Here is an 18277-nt window from a genome sequence, read left to right on the forward strand (position 1 = left end):
GACCTGCCTTGACCGAGACCACAGCCGCGACCGCGCAGCAGCAGGCGTTGATCGACAGCCTGCCGCCGGACTTCCGCTGGGGCGTGGCCACCGCCGCGTACCAGATCGAAGGTGCGGTCTCCGAAGACGGGCGCACACCGTCCATCTGGGACACTTTCTGCCAGGTCCCGTGGGCGATCGACAACAATGACAACGGTGACATCGCGTGCGACCACTACCACCGGATGCCCGCGGACATCGGGCTCGTGGACGAGCTGGGCGCGGACACCTACCGGTTTTCCGTGGCGTGGCCCCGGGTCCAGCCGCGCGGCCGCGGCACCGTCAACGAAGCGGGGATCGGGTTCTACGACCGGCTGGTCGACGAGACGCTCGGCAAGGGCATCGCGCCGTGGCTGACGCTGTACCACTGGGACCTGCCGCAGGAGCTCGAGGACGCGGGCGGCTGGCCGGCGCGTGACACGGCGTACCGCTTCGCGGACTACTCGATGCTGGTGTTCGACCGGCTCAAGGACCGCGTCCGCCACTGGACGACGCTGAACGAGCCGTGGTGCTCGGCGATGCACGGCTACGTGCACGGCGTGATGGCGCCGGGCCGGCGTGACTACGCGGCCGGGTTGCACGCGGTGCACCACCTGCTGCTGGGCCACGGCCTGGCGACGCAGCGGATGCGTGAGGCCGCGCCGCCGGACACGGAGTTCGGCATCACGCTCAACATGTGCACGGCCGACCCGGCGACGGACTCCCCGGAGGACGTCCGCGCGGCGCGTCAGGCGGACGGCCTCGGCGTCCGGATCTACCTGGACCCGCTGGTGCGCGGGGAATACCCGGCGGACGTGGTCGACGACCTCGCGGCCCGCGGCGTCAAGCTGCCGGTGCAGGACGGCGACCTTTCGGTGATTTCGACGCCGCTGGACTTCCTGGGCGTCAACTACTACTTCGGCCAGCAGTTCTCCGGCGTCGACGAGCAGGGCAGCGCGGTGGACTCGGACGGCGTCCCGACGTCCCGGACGGTCCCGTTCGGCGAGCCGACGACGGCGATGGGCTGGGAGATCCTGCCGGACAAGTTCACCGAGCTGCTGACCCGGCTGGGTCGCGACTACCCGGGCCTGCCGATGTACATCACGGAGAACGGCTCGGCGTTCGACGACGACCCGGACTCCGACGGTTTCGTCCGCGACGAGCAGCGCACGGCGTACCTGGCCTCGCACATCGCGGCGGTGGCGGCGGCGCGCAACGCGGGTGCGGACGTCCGCGGGTACTTCGCGTGGTCCCTTTTGGACAACTTCGAGTGGGCGTACGGGTACGCGAAGCGGTTCGGCCTGATCCGGGTGGACTACGAGACGCAGGAGCGCACGATCAAGCAGAGCGGCTACTTCTACCGCGACACGGTCAGGCGGGTCCGCGGCAGCTGACGCACCACGTCACCCGTGTGGGGGTGGGGTACACCCCACCCCCGCGCCGGTGGTGCGCACCATGGTTCGCCACCCCTGAACACCCCTAACGTCGGACGGGCAAGATCCCGAGACGACTGACAGGGGGAACCATGGCGGTCCGGACAGAGGTCAGGCCGATACCCAGCACGACGACGACGGCCGGGAAGGCCTGGTGGCGACGGCCGTGGATCGGTCCGCTGGCGCTGCTCGTGCTCGCCTTCCTCTCCTTCTCGCTGCCGCCGTACCTGGCCTTCGACCCGGCGCAGTCGCGGGTGCCGCAGCCCGACGGGTTCCCCGCGCACTACTGGTTCCTGGTCGGGCACGTCATCTTCGGCTCGGTCGCGATGATCGGTGCCGTCCTGCAGATCTGGCCGTGGCTGCGCCGGACCCACCCCGTGGTCCACCGCTACGCCGGCCGCGCGTACGTCTTCGCCGGTGTGCTGCCCTCCGGGCTGATGGCCCTGACGATCGGGTCGCAGAGCCCGTTCGGCCCGACGACCCGCGTCAGCGACGTGCTCGCCGCGGTGCTGTGGATCGGGTGCACCATCGCCGGCTGGCGGGCGGTGCGCGAGCGGCGCTTCGGCGACCATCGCAAGTGGATGATCCGCAGCGTGACGCTGACCTTCTCGATCATCGTCAACCGGCTGATCTCCCCGATCGCGATGGTCGTGCTGGAACCGCAGATCCCGACCACCTTCGGCGGCAGCGAACTCGCCTACAGCCAGAGCGTCGGGGCCATCTCCGCCTGGGGCGGGCTGGCGTTCGCGCTGGTCGTCAGCCAGCTGATCCTGGAGCGCCGTCCCGCGCGCAAGACGGCAGGTGTGCGATGACGGCCACCCTGCCCGAAGCGAGACCGGGCAAGACGTGGTGGCGGCGGCCGTGGCTGGCGCCGCTGGCCCTGCTGGTCGCCGCCTTCCTCGCCTTCTCGGTGCCGCCCTACCTCACGCTGGATCCCGCGCAGTCCCGCGTCCCCGCGCCGCCGGGGTTCGCCGCGCACTACTGGTTCCTCGTGGGGCACATCCTCTTCGGCAGCATCGCCATCATCGGCGTCATCCTGCAGGTCTGGCCGTGGTTGCGGCGCACGCACCCGATCGTGCACCGCCGGGTCGGCCGCGTCTACGTCTTCGGCGGGGCGATCCCGTCCGCGCTGATGGCACTGATCGTCGCACCGTTCAACACGTTCGGGCCGGCCGCGGGCGTCTTCAACGTCGCCGGTGCGCTGCTGTGGCTCGGGTTCACCATCGCCGGCTTCCGCGCGACCCGGCAGCGCCGGTACGCCGACCATCGCAAGTGGATGATCCGCAGCTTCGCGATGACCATGAACACCTTGCTCAGCCGGGTCTACGCGCCGCTCGCGTTCCTGGGCCTCCGCCCGTTCTACCCGGACCAGGCCTCGCTCATCCAGGCCGCGTCGACGCTGTCGGGCACGATGAGCCTGCTCAGCCTGCTGCTGCTCAGCCAGTGGTGGCTCGACCGGAAGCCGAAGCCAGCCATCGCGCGATGATCGTCCGCTGGATTTCCGAGGCGCCTTCGTAGATGCGGGGCGCCCGGACTTCGCGGTAGAGGTGTTCCAGCAGGTGCCCGCGCCGGAGTGCGCGGGCACCGTGCAGCTGCACGGCCGCGTCGACGACGAACTGTGCGGCTTCGGTGGCGAACAGCTTCGCCATCGCCGCGCGGCCGCCGAGGTTCTGCTCGCCCGCGTCGTACGCGCCCGCGGCCGCGTAGACCAGGAGCCGCGCGGCTTCGGTGCGCGTGGCCATCTCGGCGAGCGCGTGCGCCACTGCCTGCTGCTTGATCAGCGGTCCACCGAAGGCTTCCCGTGCTCCGGTGTAGTCCACAGTGGCGTCGAGCGCCGCCTGGGCCATGCCGACGGCGAACGCGCCGACGCTCGGGCGGAACAGGTCGAGCGTCCGCATCGCCACCGCGAAGCCGCGGTTTTCCTCACCGAGCAGCTCCTCACGGCGGACCTCGACGCCGTCGAACGTGAGCGTGCCGATCGGGTGCGGGCTCACCAGGTCCAGGTGCTCACCGCCCAGCCCTGGCCGGTCGGCGGGGACGACGAACGCGCTGACCCCGCGGGCGCCCGCGCCGGGGGTGGTGCGCGCGAACACCGTGTAGAAGTCGGCTTCCGGCGCGTTCGAGATCCACATCTTCTCGCCCGTCAGGCGCCAGCCGTCGCCATCGGGCTCCGCGGCCAGCGACAGCGCCGCCGCGTCCGAACCGGCGTCCGGCTCGGTGAGCGCGAACGCCGCCACCGCGTCCCCGGCCGCCACGGCGGGCAGCCACTTCGCGACCTGATCGTCCTGTCCGGACTGGAGGATCGGGTAGCTTCCCAGGCCCTGCAACGCCAGCGCCGTCTCGGCCTCGGTGTTCACCGTGGCGAGGTTCTCCCGCAGGATGCACAGGTCCGTCGCGGCCGCCTGGCGCGACGGCTTTCCCTCGGCGACGCCGGGGAAGAGGCGCGCGAGCAGGCCGAGCGCGCCCATCTCCTTGAGCAGCGGGCGGTTCACCGCACCCTCCACACCGGACTCGGCGAGTGGGCGCAGCCGGTCTTCGGCCAGCCGCCGGACGTCGGCGGCGAAGGCCTGCTGGCCGGGATCGAGGGCGAAGGTCATGACGAAGCTCCCGGTCGCCAGCGGGCATGGGCAGTGCCGGTCGGGCCCGACCGGACGAGGTCGAGCCGCGGCTCGGGGCCGTCGGTGCGGCCGCCCTGCGGCTTCCGGCTGCCCGCCGCGAACGGCTTGGGCCACGGCATCGCGTAGCCCTGCTCGGCCGCCGCGTGCAGAGTCCACTGTGGATCGTAAAGGTGCGTTCGGCCCAGGGCGCAGAGGTCCGCGCGGCCGGCCAGGATCAGCGAGTTGACGTCGTCGTACGAGGAGATCGCGCCGACCGCGATCACGGCGATGCCGTACTCCTCGCCGATCTCGTTGCGGATCCGGTCCGCGTACGGCGTCTGGTAGCTGCGCCCGTACTGCGGTTTCTCGTCGCAGACGACCTGCCCGGTCGAGACGTCGATGCCCGCCGCGCCGTGTTCGGCGAAGGCGCGGGCGATCTCGACGGAGTCGTCCGCGTCGATGCCGCCGTCCGCCCAGTCGGTCGCCGAGATCCGGACGGTCATCGGCCGCTCGGCGGGCCAGACGGCACGCACCGCGTCGAAGACTTCGAGCGGGAACCGCAGCCGGTTCGCCAGTGAGCCGCCGTAGTCGTCACTCCGCTGGTTGGTCAGTGGCGAGAGGAACGACGAGAGCAGGTACCCGTGCGCGCAGTGCAGTTCGAGGACGTCGAACCCGGCGCGGGCGGCGGCCTCGGCGCAGGCGACGAACTGCTCGCGGAGCCCGGCCAGGTCCGAAGTGGACAGTTCGCGCGGGATCTGGTTCCGGTCGGAGTACGCCAGCGCGGACGGAGCGCAGACTTCCCAGTTGTCCGACGGGAGCGGCTCGTCGATGCCGTCCCACATGAGCTTCGTCGAGCCCTTGCGCCCCGAGTGTCCCAACTGGACGCCGATGCGCGCCGGGGACTGCGCGTGCACGAAGTCGACGACCCGTTTCCAGGCCGTTTCCTGCTCCGCCGTGTACAACCCGCCGCAGCCGGGCGTGATCCGGCCTTCGGGGGAGACGCAGACCATCTCGGTCATCACCAGCCCGGCCCCGCCGAGGGCCTTGCTGCCCAGGTGCACCAGGTGGAAGTCGCCGGGCACGCCGTCGACCGCCGAGTACATGTCCATCGGGGACACCACGATCCGGTTGGCCAACTCCAGGCCGCCGAGCCAGAACGGCTGGAACATCGGCGGCCGCGACGTCGTGCCGAGCGACCGCGCGAACCAGTGGTCGAGCTCGGTCGCGAACTCCGGGTCGCGCAGGCGGAGGTTGTCGTAGGTGACCCGGCGGCTGCGCGTCAGGATGTTGAACGCGAACTGCGGTGGCTCCTGGTGGGCGTACTGCGCGATGTTCTCGAACCACTCCAGGCTCGCCTGCGCCGCGCGCTGCGTCGACTGGACGACCGGACGCCGTTCCAGCTCGTACGCCTTGAGCGCCTCCGCGACGCCGTCGTTTTCGTGCAGGCACGCGGCCAGCGCGAGCGCGTCCTCCATCGCCAGCTTCGTGCCGGAGCCGATCGAGAAGTGCGCGGTGTGCGCGGCGTCGCCGAGGAGGACGACGTTGTCGTGCACCCACGTCTCGCAGCGCACGGTGCCGAACGAGACCCACTTCGAGTTGTTCGCCATGATCTTGTGCCCGCCGAGGACGTCGGCGCACAGTTCGCGGATCATCGCGATGGACTTCTCGTCGCTCTCGCCCGGTGGCAGCGACGTCGCCGCGATCGGGCCGAACGCGCGCTGCCAGACCTCGTCGTGCACCTCGAGGATGAACGTGCTGCCCTCGCGGCCGTAGGGGTAGCCGTGGACCTGCATGATCCCGGCCGGCGTTTCGAGGACGTAGAACTTGAACGCGTCGAACACCAGGTCCGTGCCGAGCCAGATGTAGTGGCACCGGCGGGTCTCGACGCTCGGCCGGAACGTCTCGGCGTGGCGGGCCCGCACCGCGGAGTTGACGCCGTCGGCGGCGATGACCAGGTCGTAGCCCGACAGGTCGGCCGGCGCCTCTTCGCGGAAGTGGAGGCCGACACCCAGCTCGGCGCAGCGGCTCTGGAGGATGCCGAGCAGGCGCTTGCGGCTCATCGCGGCGAAGCCGTGGCCGCCCGAGGTGGTGACCGTGCCGCGGTAGTGGACGTCGATGTCGTCCCAGCGCGCGAACTCGGCGCGCATCGCGTCGTGCACCGCCGCGTCGGCGTGCTCGATGCCGCCGAGCGTCTCGTCGGAGAACACGACGCCGAAGCCGAACGTGTCGTCCGGCGCGTTGCGCTCCCAGACGGTGATTTCGTGTCCGGGACCGAGCTGTTTGGCCAGCGCGGCGAAGTACAGACCCGCCGGGCCGCCACCGATGACCGCGATACGCACGTCGTCCAGGGTATGTCGTCACCGGTACGACCGTCAATAAGGCGAAAGATGGCGTACGGTGTCCGGCATGGAACGCATCAACCCGCCGGAGCTGGGCAAGCCGTCCGGGTTCTCGCATGCGGTGGTGGCCGAAGGCCGGGTCGTCTTCCTCGCCGGGCAGACCGCGCTGGACGCGTCGAACAAGATCGTCGGCGACGGCGTCGTCGAGCAGTTCGAGCGCGCGCTCGGCAACCTGCTGACGTCGCTGCGCGCGGCGGGCGGTGCCCCGGAAGACCTGTGCAGCGTGACGATCTACATCGTCGACATGGCCGACTACCGGACCCACGCGCGCGAGATCGGCGCGGTCTGGCGGCGGCTCGCCGGCACGGAGTACCCGGCGATGGCCGGCATCGGCGTCGACCGGCTCTGGGACGAAGAGGCCCTCGTCGAGGTGCAGGGCTTCGCGGTCGTCAGCCGAAGCTGATCGACCTCGAGACGAACGCCCGGGCCGGGTCCTCCAGCTGCGCGTGCAGCTCGAAGAACAGGTCGGCCGCGCGGATCCCCGACCAGTCGCGGGGGAGGAACTCCGCGGGCAGGCCCGGGTCGAGGTAGGGCATCCGCCGCCAGCCGGTCAGCACGCGGACGTAGTCGGCGAAGGCCTCTTCGCCGGCCACGGACTTGCGACGCTGCCAGCGGCGCAGCGCGGGGCCGTGCTCGTCGAGGAACGTCGTGTACAGCTCGTCCAGCCGGTCGAGGTCCCACCAGTCGCGGACCTTGGCCCGGACGTCGCCGAAGGCCAGGTGGTCGGCGCGGAACAGGTCGGCGTACCCGGCCAGGCCGAGCCGGGTCAGGGCCTCGGCGGTCGCCGCGTGCAGGTGCGCCGGGGCGATCCAGACGCCGGAGGCGGCGGTGCCGAAGCCCATCCGGGCGAGCTGGGTGCGCAGGAGGTGGCGCTTGTGCCGCTCGGTCTCCGGCACCGAGAACACCGCGAGGAGCCAGCCGTCCGCTGCGGTCGCGCGCCCGCGGCGGAAGATCCGCTCGTCGCCCTCGCGCAGGATCTCGCGCGCGTCGTCGGACAGCTCGTAGCCGGCCGTCGCGCCGCGGCGCACCGCTTCGAGGATCCCGCGCCGCTTGAGCCGGGAGATCGACGAGCGCACGGCGGGCTCGTCGACCCCGACGGCGGCCAGCAGGTCGATCAGGGAAGCGACCGAGAGCCAGCCGCCTTCGGTGCGTGAGTAGAGGCCGTACACCGTCACGATGAGCTGGCGAGGCTGGGCCACACGGCCGGAGCCGTCCAGTTCGGTTGCCTCGGGTACGGCCGTCATCGGGCCACAATAACGGCTGTGTCGGCCACCGGGGAGAGCATGTTTCGGGACGGGCGGTCGTGAAGGGGGCCGGGGCGCCTCGGTGGGTGCCCTTCCGGGGGCGGTCGTGCGAGCAGCGTTACGCGGCCGGGTTCGCGAATCGGCCGGGCCGCGACCGTGATGACGACTCCCGTGCCGATCGCTCCGCTACGATTTCGCCGCGATGCCACCAGCCACCAAGGGGATCTTCGACCGGCTCACCCGCCGCGGCCGCCTGATGACCAAGCGGACCTGCGACCGGCAGGGCCACGTGCTGCGCGACGGGCGTTTCCTCTTCCGGACGCCGACGGCGTGGGAGTACGCCGCCGCAGTCGCCTGTGGCAGCGATCCGGCCGCCCAGCGCTGGCTCGGCTGGCAGCCGGACTCGATCGTGGCCAGGTCGGCGCGGGCGGACGCGCTGCGCGTCGTGCCCGGGACCGGCCCGGACTGGGTGTCGCCCGATCCGCAGTCGATCGACCTGGTGATGATCGACGTCGAGGCCAACCGGTGCGTCGGGCTGGTGAGCGTGCACACCGGCGAGGACGGCGGCCCGGAGACCGGCGGCTACCTCGCGCCGGACTACCGCGGCCGCGGCAACGGCCGGGTGCTCTTCGCGGCCGGGCTGACGCTGGCGCACGAGCACCTCGGCCTGCCACGGGTGCGGGCCGGCGCCGAGGTCGGCAACGTCGCGAGCGCGCGGTCGCTGCAGGCCGCCGGTCTCGCCCGCGTCGCCGGGCCGCCGACGTACCGGCTGCCGGACGGCCGCGTCACCGAGGCGTGGTGGTTCCAGCACGCCGTCCCGCGGACCACGCGCTGCGGCGGTCCGCAGGCGACCTGGTTCCCGGCGTCGCTGCTGTAGAAGCTTCGGCCGACGCCGACGTTTCCCGTGGCTACCTTCACGCCATGACTTCGCTCGCTTCTCCGGTTCCACCCGTGCCGACTGACGTCCCCTTGGGCAGCGTCGCCTGGCTGCGGGCTTCCGTGGGCCGCTTCAGCAATGGCGCCGACCACGCCCGACGGCGGTCGCTGGCCGTGGACCTCCTCGCGGAGGTCGAGCCGGAAGTGTTGCGGCGCAAGGCTTTCGAGGCGGCCGGCGACGACCCTCGCCTGGTCGTCGTCGGGGTGTTGGCGGGGGAGCTGGGCCTGCCGGTGGTGGCGGCGGACGTCGTGGCGGCCGCGGCCGCGTACCACCCGCACGTGACGCCGTCCGCCGAAGCCGAGGCCGCGCTCGGACGGCTGGTCGCGGCCTGCGGCGGACCGACCGAGCTCACGGCCGCGCGGATCGGCCTGCTGATCCAGGCCTGCGAAGCCACCGCCGGGCTGATCGGCACGGCGGTTCCGTTGGTGCGGGCGGGAAAGCCGCCCGAGGAGGCGGTGGCGGAAGTGCTGCGCGCGAAGCCGCCGGTGTCGCACACCCGGCGCCGGGTGGGCGGCGAGGACGTCCTGGTGCCGCTGGCCGGGACGCCGTTCGGCGCGGGCCCGCGCGAGTGCCCGGGGCCGGCGCACGCGATCGCGCTCGCGACCGGCGTGCTCGCGGCGCTGCGGGTGACCCGCGGCTGAACCTTGATCGGGTTCTGCTAAGACTTACCGCGTTCATCTTCTTGGGGGAAGGCGCGGATAGTGCTGTATTTCGATGGTCTGGTCGGCATCGTCACGCTCGGGTTGTGGATCTTCTGCCTGGTCGACGTGATCACGACGGACGAGTCGTCCTGCCGCAACCTGCCGAAGGGGCTGTGGCTGCTTGTCGTGCTGGTGGTGCCGCTGGTGGGGTCGATCATCTGGCTGGCCGCGGGGCGGCCGCAGCAGACGATGCGGGCGCGCGGCCCGTACGAGCGGAACGCGCCGGCGTACCCGGAGTACGACCGCCCGGGCCGGTTCGCGGCCGGCAGCGCGGACGACGACGACGAGTTCCTGCGCAAGTGCCGCGAACGCGCGGAGGCGCAGCGGAAGCTGGCCCGGGACAAGAACCCCGAGGCCTGACCCCAAGGCCACATTGGGGCGCTAGCAGGTGGGGCCTTCGCAGGTCCCGTGTTCGTAGGCCTCCAGCGTCGAGATCACCAGCCGGCGCTCGGCCGGTGTCAGCGGTGCCAGCGCGTTGCTCCACGCCTGCGCGCCGCGTGCCAGCCACGCGTCCACTGCCGGGCGCCGCTCCGGCGTGATGCTCACGATCGTGCGGCGGCGGTCCGCCGGGTCCTCGTCGCGGTTCAGCACGCCCTGGCGGCTCAGGTCGCCGACCATCAGGCTCGCCGTCGTCGGGGCGACCTCCAGGCGCCCCGCCAGCTCGGTGACCGTCATCGGGCCGTCGAACAGCAGGATCGACAGCAGCGACAGGTGCCGCGGCGCGAGCGCGCAGCCGTCCAGCTCGTCGGGGACCGGTGTCCGCTTCGCGCGGCCGACCAGGCGCGGCATCAGCAGCAGGAGCCGGCGCACGCCGTCTTCGAGACTCAAACCGGCCTCAATTGACACCGCCTGCCTCCCGTCGGTAGTTTTGTTTGCAAAGCAAACGCTTCTCTGGTTCCCGAGCGTACCTCGGGCCACGAATGAGCGTACCGGCCAGAACAGGGGATTCCATGACAGCGCCAGCCGACATGAACGCATTCAACAACCAGGTCGTCGACGAGTTCCGGACCAAGGACGGCGTGGTCGGGGGCATGTTCGAGGGCAAGAACGTGCTCCTGCTCACCACGATCGGCGCGAAGAGCGGGCAAGAGCGCCTGTCGCCGCTGGTCTACACGCGCGACGGCGACAACCTCGTCATCGCCGCGTCCATGGGCGGCGCGCCGAAGAACCCGGCCTGGTTCCACAACCTCGTCGCCAACCCGAAGGTCACCGTCGAGGTCGGCACCGAGAAGTTCGAGGCCACGGCCACCGTGATCGCCGACCGCGCCGAGCGTGACCGCCTCTACGCCGGCATGATCGCGCACGCCGAGGGCTTCGCCGACTACGAGACGAAGACCACGCGGCTCATCCCGATCGTCGTCCTCGAGCGCTGACGTCCCGTCCCGCCGGCCGCGCGAGAAGCGGCCGGCGGGAGGCGGGTCAGCCGAACCGTCCCGCCGGGTCGTACTTCGTCTTCAGCTGCTTCAGCCGGGTGACGTCCGCGGCCGGGAAGGCCGCCGCCAGCTCCGCGGGTGAGTGCTCGCCGTAGAGGAACGGCAGCAGCCGGCCCGTCGACCACGGCGCCAGCGCGTCGAACAGCTTCGCGTGCGCACGGCGGATCGTCTCGACGCCGTCCTCGACCACCGACAGCGCCCGCACCACGAACTCCGCCTTCGCGTCCCAGCCGACGCCGTTCCCTTCCCGGCGCGCGAGCTCGCCGCCGAGGCGGTCGATGATCAGCACCGTTTCGACCGGCGCGCCCGGGCCCGCGTGCTCGAGGATCGACGTCAGCATCCCGTCGTTCAGCACCTCCACCGTCGCGTTCGTCCCGTGGTAGGGGTGCGGGTGCGGCGGGTCGCTCGCGATCGACCCCGAATCCGTGTACGGCAACCGCTTCAGCGTGTCCAGCAGCACCGGCGCGGCGGCCCGCAGCGGCGCCACCACCGAGTCGCCGTCCTCGCCGAGGTAGGCGATCCGGATGTTCGCGACGTGCTTCCCGCGGATCGGCTCCGGCAGGAACGGCAGGTCGGGCAGCGGGACGACGGCGATCGACGTCGTCAGCTCGTCGGGCGCGGTCATCGCCCACGTCCGCCACGCGCGCAGCACCGCCGGCAGGTCCCCGGCGTCGAAGTACAGCCCGCCGCCGTACAGCTCGGTCACCGGGACCAGGCCGAACTCGAGCGCCGTCACGATGCCGAAGCCGGCGCGGCCGCCGAGCAAGGCCCAGAACAGCTCGGACCCCGGCGTCACCGTGCGGAGCTCGCCGCCGGGGGTGACGACGTCGATCGCGCGCACGTGGTCGGCCGCGCGGCCGAACCGCCGGGCCATCAGCCCGAAGCCGCCGCTGAGCGTGTAGCCGACGACGCCGACGTCGGGCGACGAGCCGCTCAGCGGGGCCAGCCCGTGCTTCGCCGCGGCTTCGATCACCGCGCCCCAGCGGACGCCGGCGCCGACGCGCGCGGTGTCTCCGTCGATCTCGACATCGGTCAGCCGGCGCGTGCTGATCAGCAGGCCGTCGGTGCCGGTGGTCAGGCCGTGCCCGGTGGACTGGACGGAGACGGGCAGGTCGTGCTCGGCGGCGTACTTCACCGCGGCGACGACGTCCTCGGCGGTCTCGGCGGCGACGACCACCGCGGGCTGGGTGGCGATCGACGTCTGGAAGCCCGCGACCTCTTCGGCGTACCCGTCCTGACCAGGGCGAAGGGTGTTCATTCCTGACTCCTTTCGTTGCTTCCAGCTTCGGGCCGCAACGATCAGAAGTCCAAGATCTGGTTTGTCTACCTACTAGAATCAGTGCTTATGGAACTGCATCAGCTCGCGTACTTCGTCGCGGTGGCCGAGGAGGGCAACTTCACGCGCGCGGCGGAGCGGCTGCACGTCGCCCAGCCCGGGGTGAGCGCGCAGGTCCGGCGGCTGGAGCGCGAGCTGGGGCAGGAGTTGCTGGACCGGTCGGGCCGCACGGTCCGGCTCACCGACGTCGGCGCCGCCGCGCTGCCCCACGCCCGGGCCGCGCTCGCGGCGGTCAAGGGCGTGCGCGAAGCCGTCGACGAGCTGGCCGGGCTGGTCCGCGGCCAGGTCGCGATCGGCGCGGTGACGTCGGCGGGCCCGGTGAAGCTGCCGGACCTGCTCGCCCGCTTCCACGAGCGCTACCCGGCCGTCGAGATCACGCTGTCCGAAGCCAACTCGGACGCGATGCTGGCGGCGCTGCGCGAAGGCCGGCTCGACGTGGCGGTGGTCGGCCTCTCGACGGACCCGCCGCCCGGCATCGCGACGCAGGTGCTGATCGACGAGCCGTTCGTGGCGGTGACTGCGGGGTCTTCGGGGCTCCTGGCCGATCGCGCGGAGATCGTGATCGCGGACCTGGCCGGGCTCCCGCTGATGGCGCTGCCGAAGGGCACGGGCCTGCGCACGGCGTTGGACGCCGCCTTCGCGCGAGAGGGGCTGACGCCGCGGATCGCGTTCGAGGCGGCCGACCCGAACGTCCTGGTGCAGCTCGCGACGCGCGGGCTCGGGGTGGCGGTGGTGCCGGAGTCGCTGGCCCGCTACCACGAGGCGGAGCTGCGGGTCAGCACCATCGCCGGGCCGGGGCTGCGGGGCGTGCTGGCGCTGGCGTGGCGCACCGACGGGCCGTTGAGCCCGGCCGCGCGGGCCCTGATCGCGTTCGCCCGGGCGAGCTACCGCTCTTGACACCTCGTCAACAGTGTCGTTCCCTGGAAGGCGAGGAGGCGTCAAAGATGACCGATACCGCCCTCCAGGACGCCGTCGTCGGCGCCGGGCTGCTCGCCGGCAGCGCGAACGTGATCATGCAGCTCTCCCGCGCGCCCGTCGGGTACGGCGTGCTCGAGAGCAAGGTCGACAGCGGCAACCTCTTCCGGCACCCGGCGAAGCGGACGCGGACCACGTTGACCTACCTCGCCGTCGCCACGATGGGGACCGACGCCGAGCGCGCCGCCTACCGGCGCGGCGTCAACCGAGCTCACGCCCAGGTGCACTCGCGCACCGAAAGTCCCGTCGCCTACAACGCCTTCGACACCGATCTCCAGCTGTGGGTCGCGGCCTGCCTCTACAAAGGCTTCGAGGACGTCTACCTCGCGTTCGTCGGCGGCGAGCCGGCCGACTTCTACGGCGAGGCCGCGGCGCTCGGCACGACGCTGCAGGTCCATCCCGAGATGTGGCCGGCGGACCGGGAAGCCTTCGAGACGTACTGGGCGGCCGGGCTCGCCGAGGTCGGCATCGACGACACCGTCCGCCGCTACCTCACCGATATCGTCGACCTGCGCTTCCTGCACCCGGTCGTCGCCGCGCCCGGACGGCGGTTCCACCGCTTCGTCACGACGGGCTTCCTCCCGCAGCGCTTCCGCGACGAGATGCGCCTGCCGTGGACCGCCGCCGACCAGCGCCGGTTCGCCGCGCTCCTCGCCGCGCTCGGCCGGGTCACCCGCGTGCTGCCCGCCGCGGTGCGGCGGTTCCCCTTCAACTTCTGCCTCTGGGACCTGCGCCGCCGGCTGCGCACCGGACGTCCGCTGGTCTGACGCACCCCGTTAGAGTGTCGGGTCGAGCCGACCCGAGGGGATCCCATGACGGCGATCGAGGCCGACGTCGAGCCCGCAGAGACCGCGCCGGTCCGGACCACCCGCCGCGCACCGCTGATCGTGGTGTCCGTGGTCCTCCTGGCCGTCTTCCTCACCGGCGCCTGGGCCGCCTGGTTCCTCACCATCGACGACGCGTTCATCAGCTTCCGCTACTCGGCGAACCTCGCGGCCGGGCACGGCCCGGTGTGGAACGTCGACGGGCCGCGCGTCGAAGGCTTCACGAACTTCGCGTGGGTCGTCTGGTCGGGGCTCGGCGCGTGGCTCGGGCTGGCGCTGCCGCTGTTCACCAAGGTGACGTCGCTGCTGCTCGGCCTGGGGACGCTGTACCTGCTGATCCGCGAAGGCCACCGCCGCGCCGGGCTCACCGGCGTCCTGGCCGGCGCCGGCGCGTACGTCGTGTTCCTGCCGACGTACTTCCACATCACCGCCGGGCTCGAGACGGCCGCGTTCGCCGCGGTGCTGCTGCGGATCGTCGTGCTGGGGCTGCGCGTGCTCGCGAACGAGCGGGTGCGGACGTGGGAGCCGCCGGTGCTGCTGCTCCTGCTCGGCATGCTCCGGCCGGAAGGCGTGCTGGCCGCGCTGCCGGTGGTCGCTCTGTGGTTCTGGCGCGAACGCGGCCGCGTCTCGGCTCGCTGGTGGACGGTCGCTGCCGTGGTCGTCGGTGCCGCGTATTTCGTGTGGCGATGGCGCTTCTACGGCCAGCTGTTGCCGAACACCTTCTACGTCAAGTTCGGCAACCTCGACTCCGGCTGGATCTGGACGAAGCACACGACGCTGCTGCTCCTCCCGCTCCTGCTGCTGACGCTTTCGCTCGTGGTCCGCAGGGCGACGCGGGCGATGGGCGCGCTCCTGGTGGTCACCGTCGGGGTCACGTACCTGACGTACGCGGTGTCCGGCCCGACCATGGACTACCTCGACCGCTTCGCCGACCACGCGTTCCCCGTCCTCTGCCTCGGCGCCGGGCTCGCGGTCGGGACGCTGACCCAGCGTGTCGTCGGTGCCGTGCTCGGGCTGGTCGCCGTCGGCTGGTCGGCCGTCGCCGGCGCCACCGCACCCGACCTCGGCGTGATCGCGAACTACGGGCCCGACCTGCAGCGCGCGCACGTCGCGATCGGCCAGGGCCTCGCCGAGGCCGACGTCCCGGTGCCGGCCCGCAGCCTCGCCGTCACCGACGCCGGCGCGATGCCGTACTACAGCGGCTGGACGTCGATCGACTACATCGGCCTCAACGACGCGGCGATCGCCCGCGGCGCCGACCCGACCCAGGTGGTCATGCGGGCGCGGCCGACGGTGATCGTCGTGACCGCGAACGGCCCCGAGCCGGCCGGCAAGCGGTACGGCTTCGACTTCGCCCAGGCGACGGCGGGCTACGAGAAGGTGGCGGCGGTCGAGATGCGGGCCGGGTACTGGCAGGACGTCTACGCGCTGCCGCAGTACGCGTCGACGATCGGCGAGCACGTCCGGCAGCGCGCCGACGCCGCCCGGCAGGTCAACGACCCGGCGCGGACCGAGGACACCGTCGACCGCTGGCTCGACCGGCTCCGCGGCCAGCTGCCCTTCTGAGAGTTGACCGCGTCGCGCGCGGGCGCGAAGGTGGGCCGATGAGCAGCGACGAGGTACGGCACGGCGTCAAGCTGAGCAGTCTCGACCAGGAGGTCTTCCCCGAAGCCGGGGTGACCAAGCGGGAGTGGCTGGACTACCTCGAAGCCGTCGCCGACCGGATGCTCCCGGAGCTGCGCGACCGGCTGCTGACGGTGCTGCGGGTGCTGCGCGGGCAGGGCCCGTTCATGCAGAAGAACCTGCCGAAGTACACCCCGGAGTGGGTCGAGCGGGTCTCGGTGTGGGCCGAGACGTCCAAGCGGGACGTCTCGTACGCGCTGTGCAACGACCTCCGCACGCTGATCTGGTTCGGCAACCAGCGGGCGATCGAGTTCCACACGTCGCTCTACCGCGGCGACCCGTCGCAAGGCCCGACCCATCTGATCCTCGACCTCGACCCGCCCGCCGACGGGCCGTTCACCTTGGCCATCGGGGCCGCGAAGCTGGTTCGCGAAGCGCTGCGCGCGGACGGGCTCGACGGCGCGGTGAAGACGAGCGGCTCCAAGGGCGTCCACGTCTTCGTGCCGCTGGCGCCGGGCCAGTCGACGGAGGACATCGCGGCGGCGACGCGGGCGGTCGCGGCCCGCGCCGAGCGCATCGACCCGTCGCTGGGGACGACGGAGTTCGTCAAGGACCGCCGCGAGGGCAAGGTGTTCCTGGATTCGACCCGGGCGGGCGGCGCGACGGTGGTGTCGGTGTACAGCCCCCGCCACCGCCCGGGCGCGCCGGTGTCGTTCCCGGTCCGCTGGGCCGACCTGGACGGCGTCAAGCCGGGCGACTTCACGGTGCACACGGCACCCGGTCTGCTGGGCGACGGCGCCGACGCGTGGACCGAGGAGATGCCCTCGCCGTTCGTGCTGCCGGCGGACCTGGTGGCGGAGGGGCACACGATCCCGATCGCCCGGGTGGTGGCGATGCACGAGGGCAAACGCCGAGCCCGGGCGGCTCGCGAGTCCAGCTAGCTTGGGCCGGGGCTAAGCCGCCTGGTTGTGGCCGCGCAAGACCGTGCCGTGCGGGCGCCGCAGCGTCGCGCGGGTGATCTCCACGATCCGGCCCGGCTCCGACGTCGCCACGCGGTGGCGGGCCAGCCACACCGTGTCGCGGCCGAACGACCACACCAGCGACGCCAGCGCGGCCACCACGAAACCGAACGAAACCGTCCACGGCAGCAGCCCGGAAACGGCCACCACCAGCACCACGCCCTGCACCGCGGCCACGGTCTTGCGGGCCATGCTCGGGTACAGCGGCGCCGTCAACCAGGGCAGTGCCCACGAAGCCGCCACGAACGCGTACCGCATCAGGCCGATCGCCAGCACCCACAGCCCCAGCGTGCGGGACACCTGGATGCACAGCAGCAGGATCAGGAACGCGTCGACCTCCATGTCGAACCGCGCGCCGAACTCGGACGCCGTGCCCGTGCGGCGGGCGACCTGGCCGTCGAAACCGTCCATGGCCAGTGCCACCGCGACCAGCCCGACCAGCAGCCAGAGCGGGTGGCCGCCGTCGGCGATCAGCTCGGCCGCGCAGCCCACCAGCACCGCCCGGGCGAACGTGATCCAGTCCGCCGGGCCGAACTTCCCGCGGCCGCTCTGCCGCAGGCCCCAGCCCGTCAGCAGCACCAGCGCGAGGCCGTACACAGCCCCGGTCGTCCAGGCGATCGGGGAAAGGAAACCGGCCCCTGCGGCGAGTGCCCACGCCGGGACCGCCGAGCGTAGGAAGAGTCCGTTCTTGATCATCGTTTACTCCGCGAATCGGCACGGGTGCTCATAGGGTGGCGGCGACACCAGCCTCCGGTCGCCTGCAGAGGAGAACACGTGGAACAGGCTTTCTGGGTTCAAAGCCCCGACGAGGGCGCGCTCCGGTCTGTGACACTTCGTGAGCCGGAACACGGCGAAGTCCTCGTCCGCACGCTCTTCTCCGGCGTCTCCCGCGGCACCGAAACCCTGGTCTTCCGCGGCGGTGTCCCGGCGAGCCAGCACGACGTCATGCGCGCGCCGTTCCAGGAGGGCGAGTTCCCCGGCCCGGTCAAGTACGGCTACCTCAACGTCGGCGTCGTCGAGCAGGGCCCGGCCGACCTCAACGGCCGGACCGTCTTCTGCCTCTACCCGCACCAGACCGCGTACGTCGTCCCCGCGAGCGCCGTGACGCCGGTGCCGGACGACGTCCCGCCCGGCCGCGCGATCCTCGCCGGCACCGTCGAGACCGCGGTCAACGCCGTCTGGGACGCGAAGCCGAAGCTCGGCGACCGGATCGCGGTGATCGGCGCCGGCATGGTCGGCTGCAGCGTCGCGAAACTGCTCCAGGGTTTCCCGGCCACTCGGGTTCAGCTGATCGACGTCGATCCCGGCAAGGCCGACATCGCGAAAGCCCTCGGCGTCGACTTCTCGACTCCCGAGGAAGCAAACCCCGACTGCGACCTCGTCGTGCACGCCAGCGCGTCCGAACAAGGACTCGCGAAAGCCCTCGAGCTCCTCGCGCCGGAAGGCGAGGTCGTCGAGCTGTCCTGGTACGGCGACCGCCGGGTGAGCGTGCCGCTCGGCGAAAACTTCCATTCGCGACGGCTCACGATCCGCAGCAGCCAGGTCGGGACGGTCGCGCGGCCCGACCGCGACTACGCCCAGCGGCTCGGCCTCGCCCTCGAGCTGCTGGCCGATCCGGCCTTCGAAGCGCTGGTCAGCGGCGAGTGCATGTTTGAAGATCTTCCGTCCGTGCTACCCCGGCTCTCCGCGAATGAACTTTCCGCCCTCTGCCTCCGTGTCATGTATCAGCCGCAGTGAC

19 protein-coding genes are annotated in these 18277 nt (G+C 71.9%); 13 read left to right on the top strand and 6 right to left on the bottom strand.

Features of this window, described 5'->3' with window-relative positions:
* Window positions 1-8 precede the first annotated feature (8 nt).
* From AB0C38_RS23255 to AB0C38_RS23265, 3 genes are all read left to right on the top strand, one after another.
* Window positions 9-1412 (top strand): GH1 family beta-glucosidase, encoded by a 1404-nt coding sequence (locus tag AB0C38_RS23255; protein WP_360676809.1) that lies wholly within the window; start codon window positions 9-11, stop codon window positions 1410-1412.
* Window positions 1413-1543: 131 nt separating this feature from the next.
* Window positions 1544-2263 (top strand): DUF2306 domain-containing protein, encoded by a 720-nt coding sequence (locus tag AB0C38_RS23260; protein WP_360676811.1) that lies wholly within the window; start codon window positions 1544-1546, stop codon window positions 2261-2263.
* A complete protein-coding gene (locus AB0C38_RS23265) occupies window positions 2260-2937 on the top strand; it encodes a DUF2306 domain-containing protein (RefSeq protein WP_360676812.1) in 678 nt (225 codons plus the stop codon). Before AB0C38_RS23260 ends, AB0C38_RS23265 begins: the two co-directional genes overlap by 4 nt.
* On the opposite strand, the gene AB0C38_RS23270 is transcribed toward AB0C38_RS23265, so the two are convergent.
* Window positions 2888-4048: an acyl-CoA dehydrogenase family protein gene (locus AB0C38_RS23270; RefSeq protein WP_360676814.1), complete on the bottom strand. Its 1161-nt coding sequence runs from the start codon at window positions 4046-4048 to the stop codon at window positions 2888-2890. The genes AB0C38_RS23265 and AB0C38_RS23270 overlap by 50 nt on opposite strands.
* Window positions 4045-6387, bottom strand: a complete 2343-nt coding sequence (locus AB0C38_RS23275; protein WP_360676816.1) for a bifunctional salicylyl-CoA 5-hydroxylase/oxidoreductase — start codon at window positions 6385-6387, stop codon at window positions 4045-4047. Before AB0C38_RS23275 ends, AB0C38_RS23270 begins: the two co-directional genes overlap by 4 nt.
* 67 nt (window positions 6388-6454) lie before the next feature.
* Here AB0C38_RS23275 and AB0C38_RS23280 point away from each other — a divergent pair, with 67 nt between their 5' ends.
* Window positions 6455-6850, top strand: a complete 396-nt coding sequence (locus AB0C38_RS23280) for a RidA family protein (protein ID WP_360676818.1) — start codon at window positions 6455-6457, stop codon at window positions 6848-6850.
* Here the strand turns inward: AB0C38_RS23280 and AB0C38_RS23285 are convergent.
* Window positions 6837-7691, bottom strand: coding sequence for a PaaX family transcriptional regulator C-terminal domain-containing protein (locus AB0C38_RS23285; RefSeq protein ID WP_360676820.1), 855 nt, complete (start codon window positions 7689-7691; stop codon window positions 6837-6839). The genes AB0C38_RS23280 and AB0C38_RS23285 overlap by 14 nt on opposite strands.
* 202 nt (window positions 7692-7893) lie before the next feature.
* Between AB0C38_RS23285 and AB0C38_RS23290 the strand changes: the two genes are divergently transcribed.
* The 3 genes from AB0C38_RS23290 to AB0C38_RS23300 all read left to right on the top strand — a co-directional run bounded on the left by AB0C38_RS23290 (window position 7894) and on the right by AB0C38_RS23300 (window position 9689).
* Window positions 7894-8568: a GNAT family N-acetyltransferase gene (locus tag AB0C38_RS23290; RefSeq protein ID WP_360676822.1), complete on the top strand. Its 675-nt coding sequence runs from the start codon at window positions 7894-7896 to the stop codon at window positions 8566-8568.
* A 74-nt stretch (window positions 8569-8642) separates the two neighbouring features.
* Complete coding sequence (locus tag AB0C38_RS23295) at window positions 8643-9269, top strand: hypothetical protein (protein WP_360676824.1); 627 nt, start codon at window positions 8643-8645, stop codon at window positions 9267-9269.
* Between the two features lie 60 nt (window positions 9270-9329).
* Entirely contained in the window at window positions 9330-9689 is a 360-nt protein-coding gene (locus AB0C38_RS23300; protein ID WP_360676826.1) for a PLDc N-terminal domain-containing protein, read from the top strand.
* A gap of 21 nt (window positions 9690-9710) precedes the next feature.
* Here the strand turns inward: AB0C38_RS23300 and AB0C38_RS23305 are convergent, their stop codons facing one another.
* On the bottom strand, window positions 9711-10175 hold the full coding sequence (locus AB0C38_RS23305) for a MarR family winged helix-turn-helix transcriptional regulator (RefSeq protein ID WP_360676828.1): 465 nt from the start codon (window positions 10173-10175) through the stop codon (window positions 9711-9713).
* Window positions 10176-10279: 104 nt separating this feature from the next.
* On the opposite strand from AB0C38_RS23305, the gene AB0C38_RS23310 reads away from it, so the two are divergent.
* Window positions 10280-10702, top strand: coding sequence for a nitroreductase family deazaflavin-dependent oxidoreductase (locus tag AB0C38_RS23310; RefSeq protein WP_360676830.1), 423 nt, complete (start codon window positions 10280-10282; stop codon window positions 10700-10702).
* 46 nt (window positions 10703-10748) lie between these two features.
* On the opposite strand, the gene AB0C38_RS23315 is transcribed toward AB0C38_RS23310, so the two are convergent.
* The gene (locus AB0C38_RS23315; RefSeq protein ID WP_360676832.1) at window positions 10749-12020 is read right to left on the bottom strand and encodes an FAD-binding oxidoreductase; all 1272 of its coding nucleotides are present in this window, start codon (window positions 12018-12020) and stop codon (window positions 10749-10751) included.
* An 87-nt stretch (window positions 12021-12107) separates the two neighbouring features.
* Here AB0C38_RS23315 and AB0C38_RS23320 point away from each other — a divergent pair, with 87 nt between their 5' ends.
* The 4 genes from AB0C38_RS23320 to ligD are packed head-to-tail and all read left to right on the top strand — an operon-like array spanning window position 12108 to window position 16461.
* The gene (locus AB0C38_RS23320; RefSeq protein ID WP_360676834.1) at window positions 12108-12995 is read left to right on the top strand and encodes a LysR substrate-binding domain-containing protein; all 888 of its coding nucleotides are present in this window, start codon (window positions 12108-12110) and stop codon (window positions 12993-12995) included.
* A gap of 47 nt (window positions 12996-13042) precedes the next feature.
* Complete coding sequence (locus tag AB0C38_RS23325) at window positions 13043-13840, top strand: oxygenase MpaB family protein (RefSeq protein WP_360676836.1); 798 nt, start codon at window positions 13043-13045, stop codon at window positions 13838-13840.
* Between the two features lie 45 nt (window positions 13841-13885).
* Window positions 13886-15463 (top strand): hypothetical protein, encoded by a 1578-nt coding sequence (locus AB0C38_RS23330; protein ID WP_360676838.1) that lies wholly within the window; start codon window positions 13886-13888, stop codon window positions 15461-15463.
* 38 nt (window positions 15464-15501) lie between these two features.
* Window positions 15502-16461 (top strand): non-homologous end-joining DNA ligase, encoded by a 960-nt coding sequence (gene ligD, locus AB0C38_RS23335; RefSeq protein ID WP_360676840.1) that lies wholly within the window; start codon window positions 15502-15504, stop codon window positions 16459-16461.
* Window positions 16462-16473: 12 nt separating this feature from the next.
* Here ligD and AB0C38_RS23340 read toward each other — a convergent pair whose 3' ends face one another.
* A complete protein-coding gene (locus AB0C38_RS23340) occupies window positions 16474-17235 on the bottom strand; it encodes a CDP-alcohol phosphatidyltransferase family protein (RefSeq protein WP_360676842.1) in 762 nt (253 codons plus the stop codon).
* Between the two features lie 78 nt (window positions 17236-17313).
* Between AB0C38_RS23340 and AB0C38_RS23345 the strand changes: the two genes are divergently transcribed.
* Window positions 17314-18276 carry a zinc-binding alcohol dehydrogenase gene (locus AB0C38_RS23345; protein WP_360676843.1) on the top strand — a complete coding sequence of 321 codons (963 nt, stop codon included), beginning with the start codon at window positions 17314-17316 and terminating at the stop codon, window positions 18274-18276.
* The last annotated feature ends 1 nt before the right edge of the window (window position 18277 follow it).

Origin of the sequence: Amycolatopsis sp. NPDC048633, assembly GCF_040650695.1 — a bacterium.
GTDB lineage: Bacteria > Actinomycetota > Actinomycetes > Mycobacteriales > Pseudonocardiaceae > Amycolatopsis.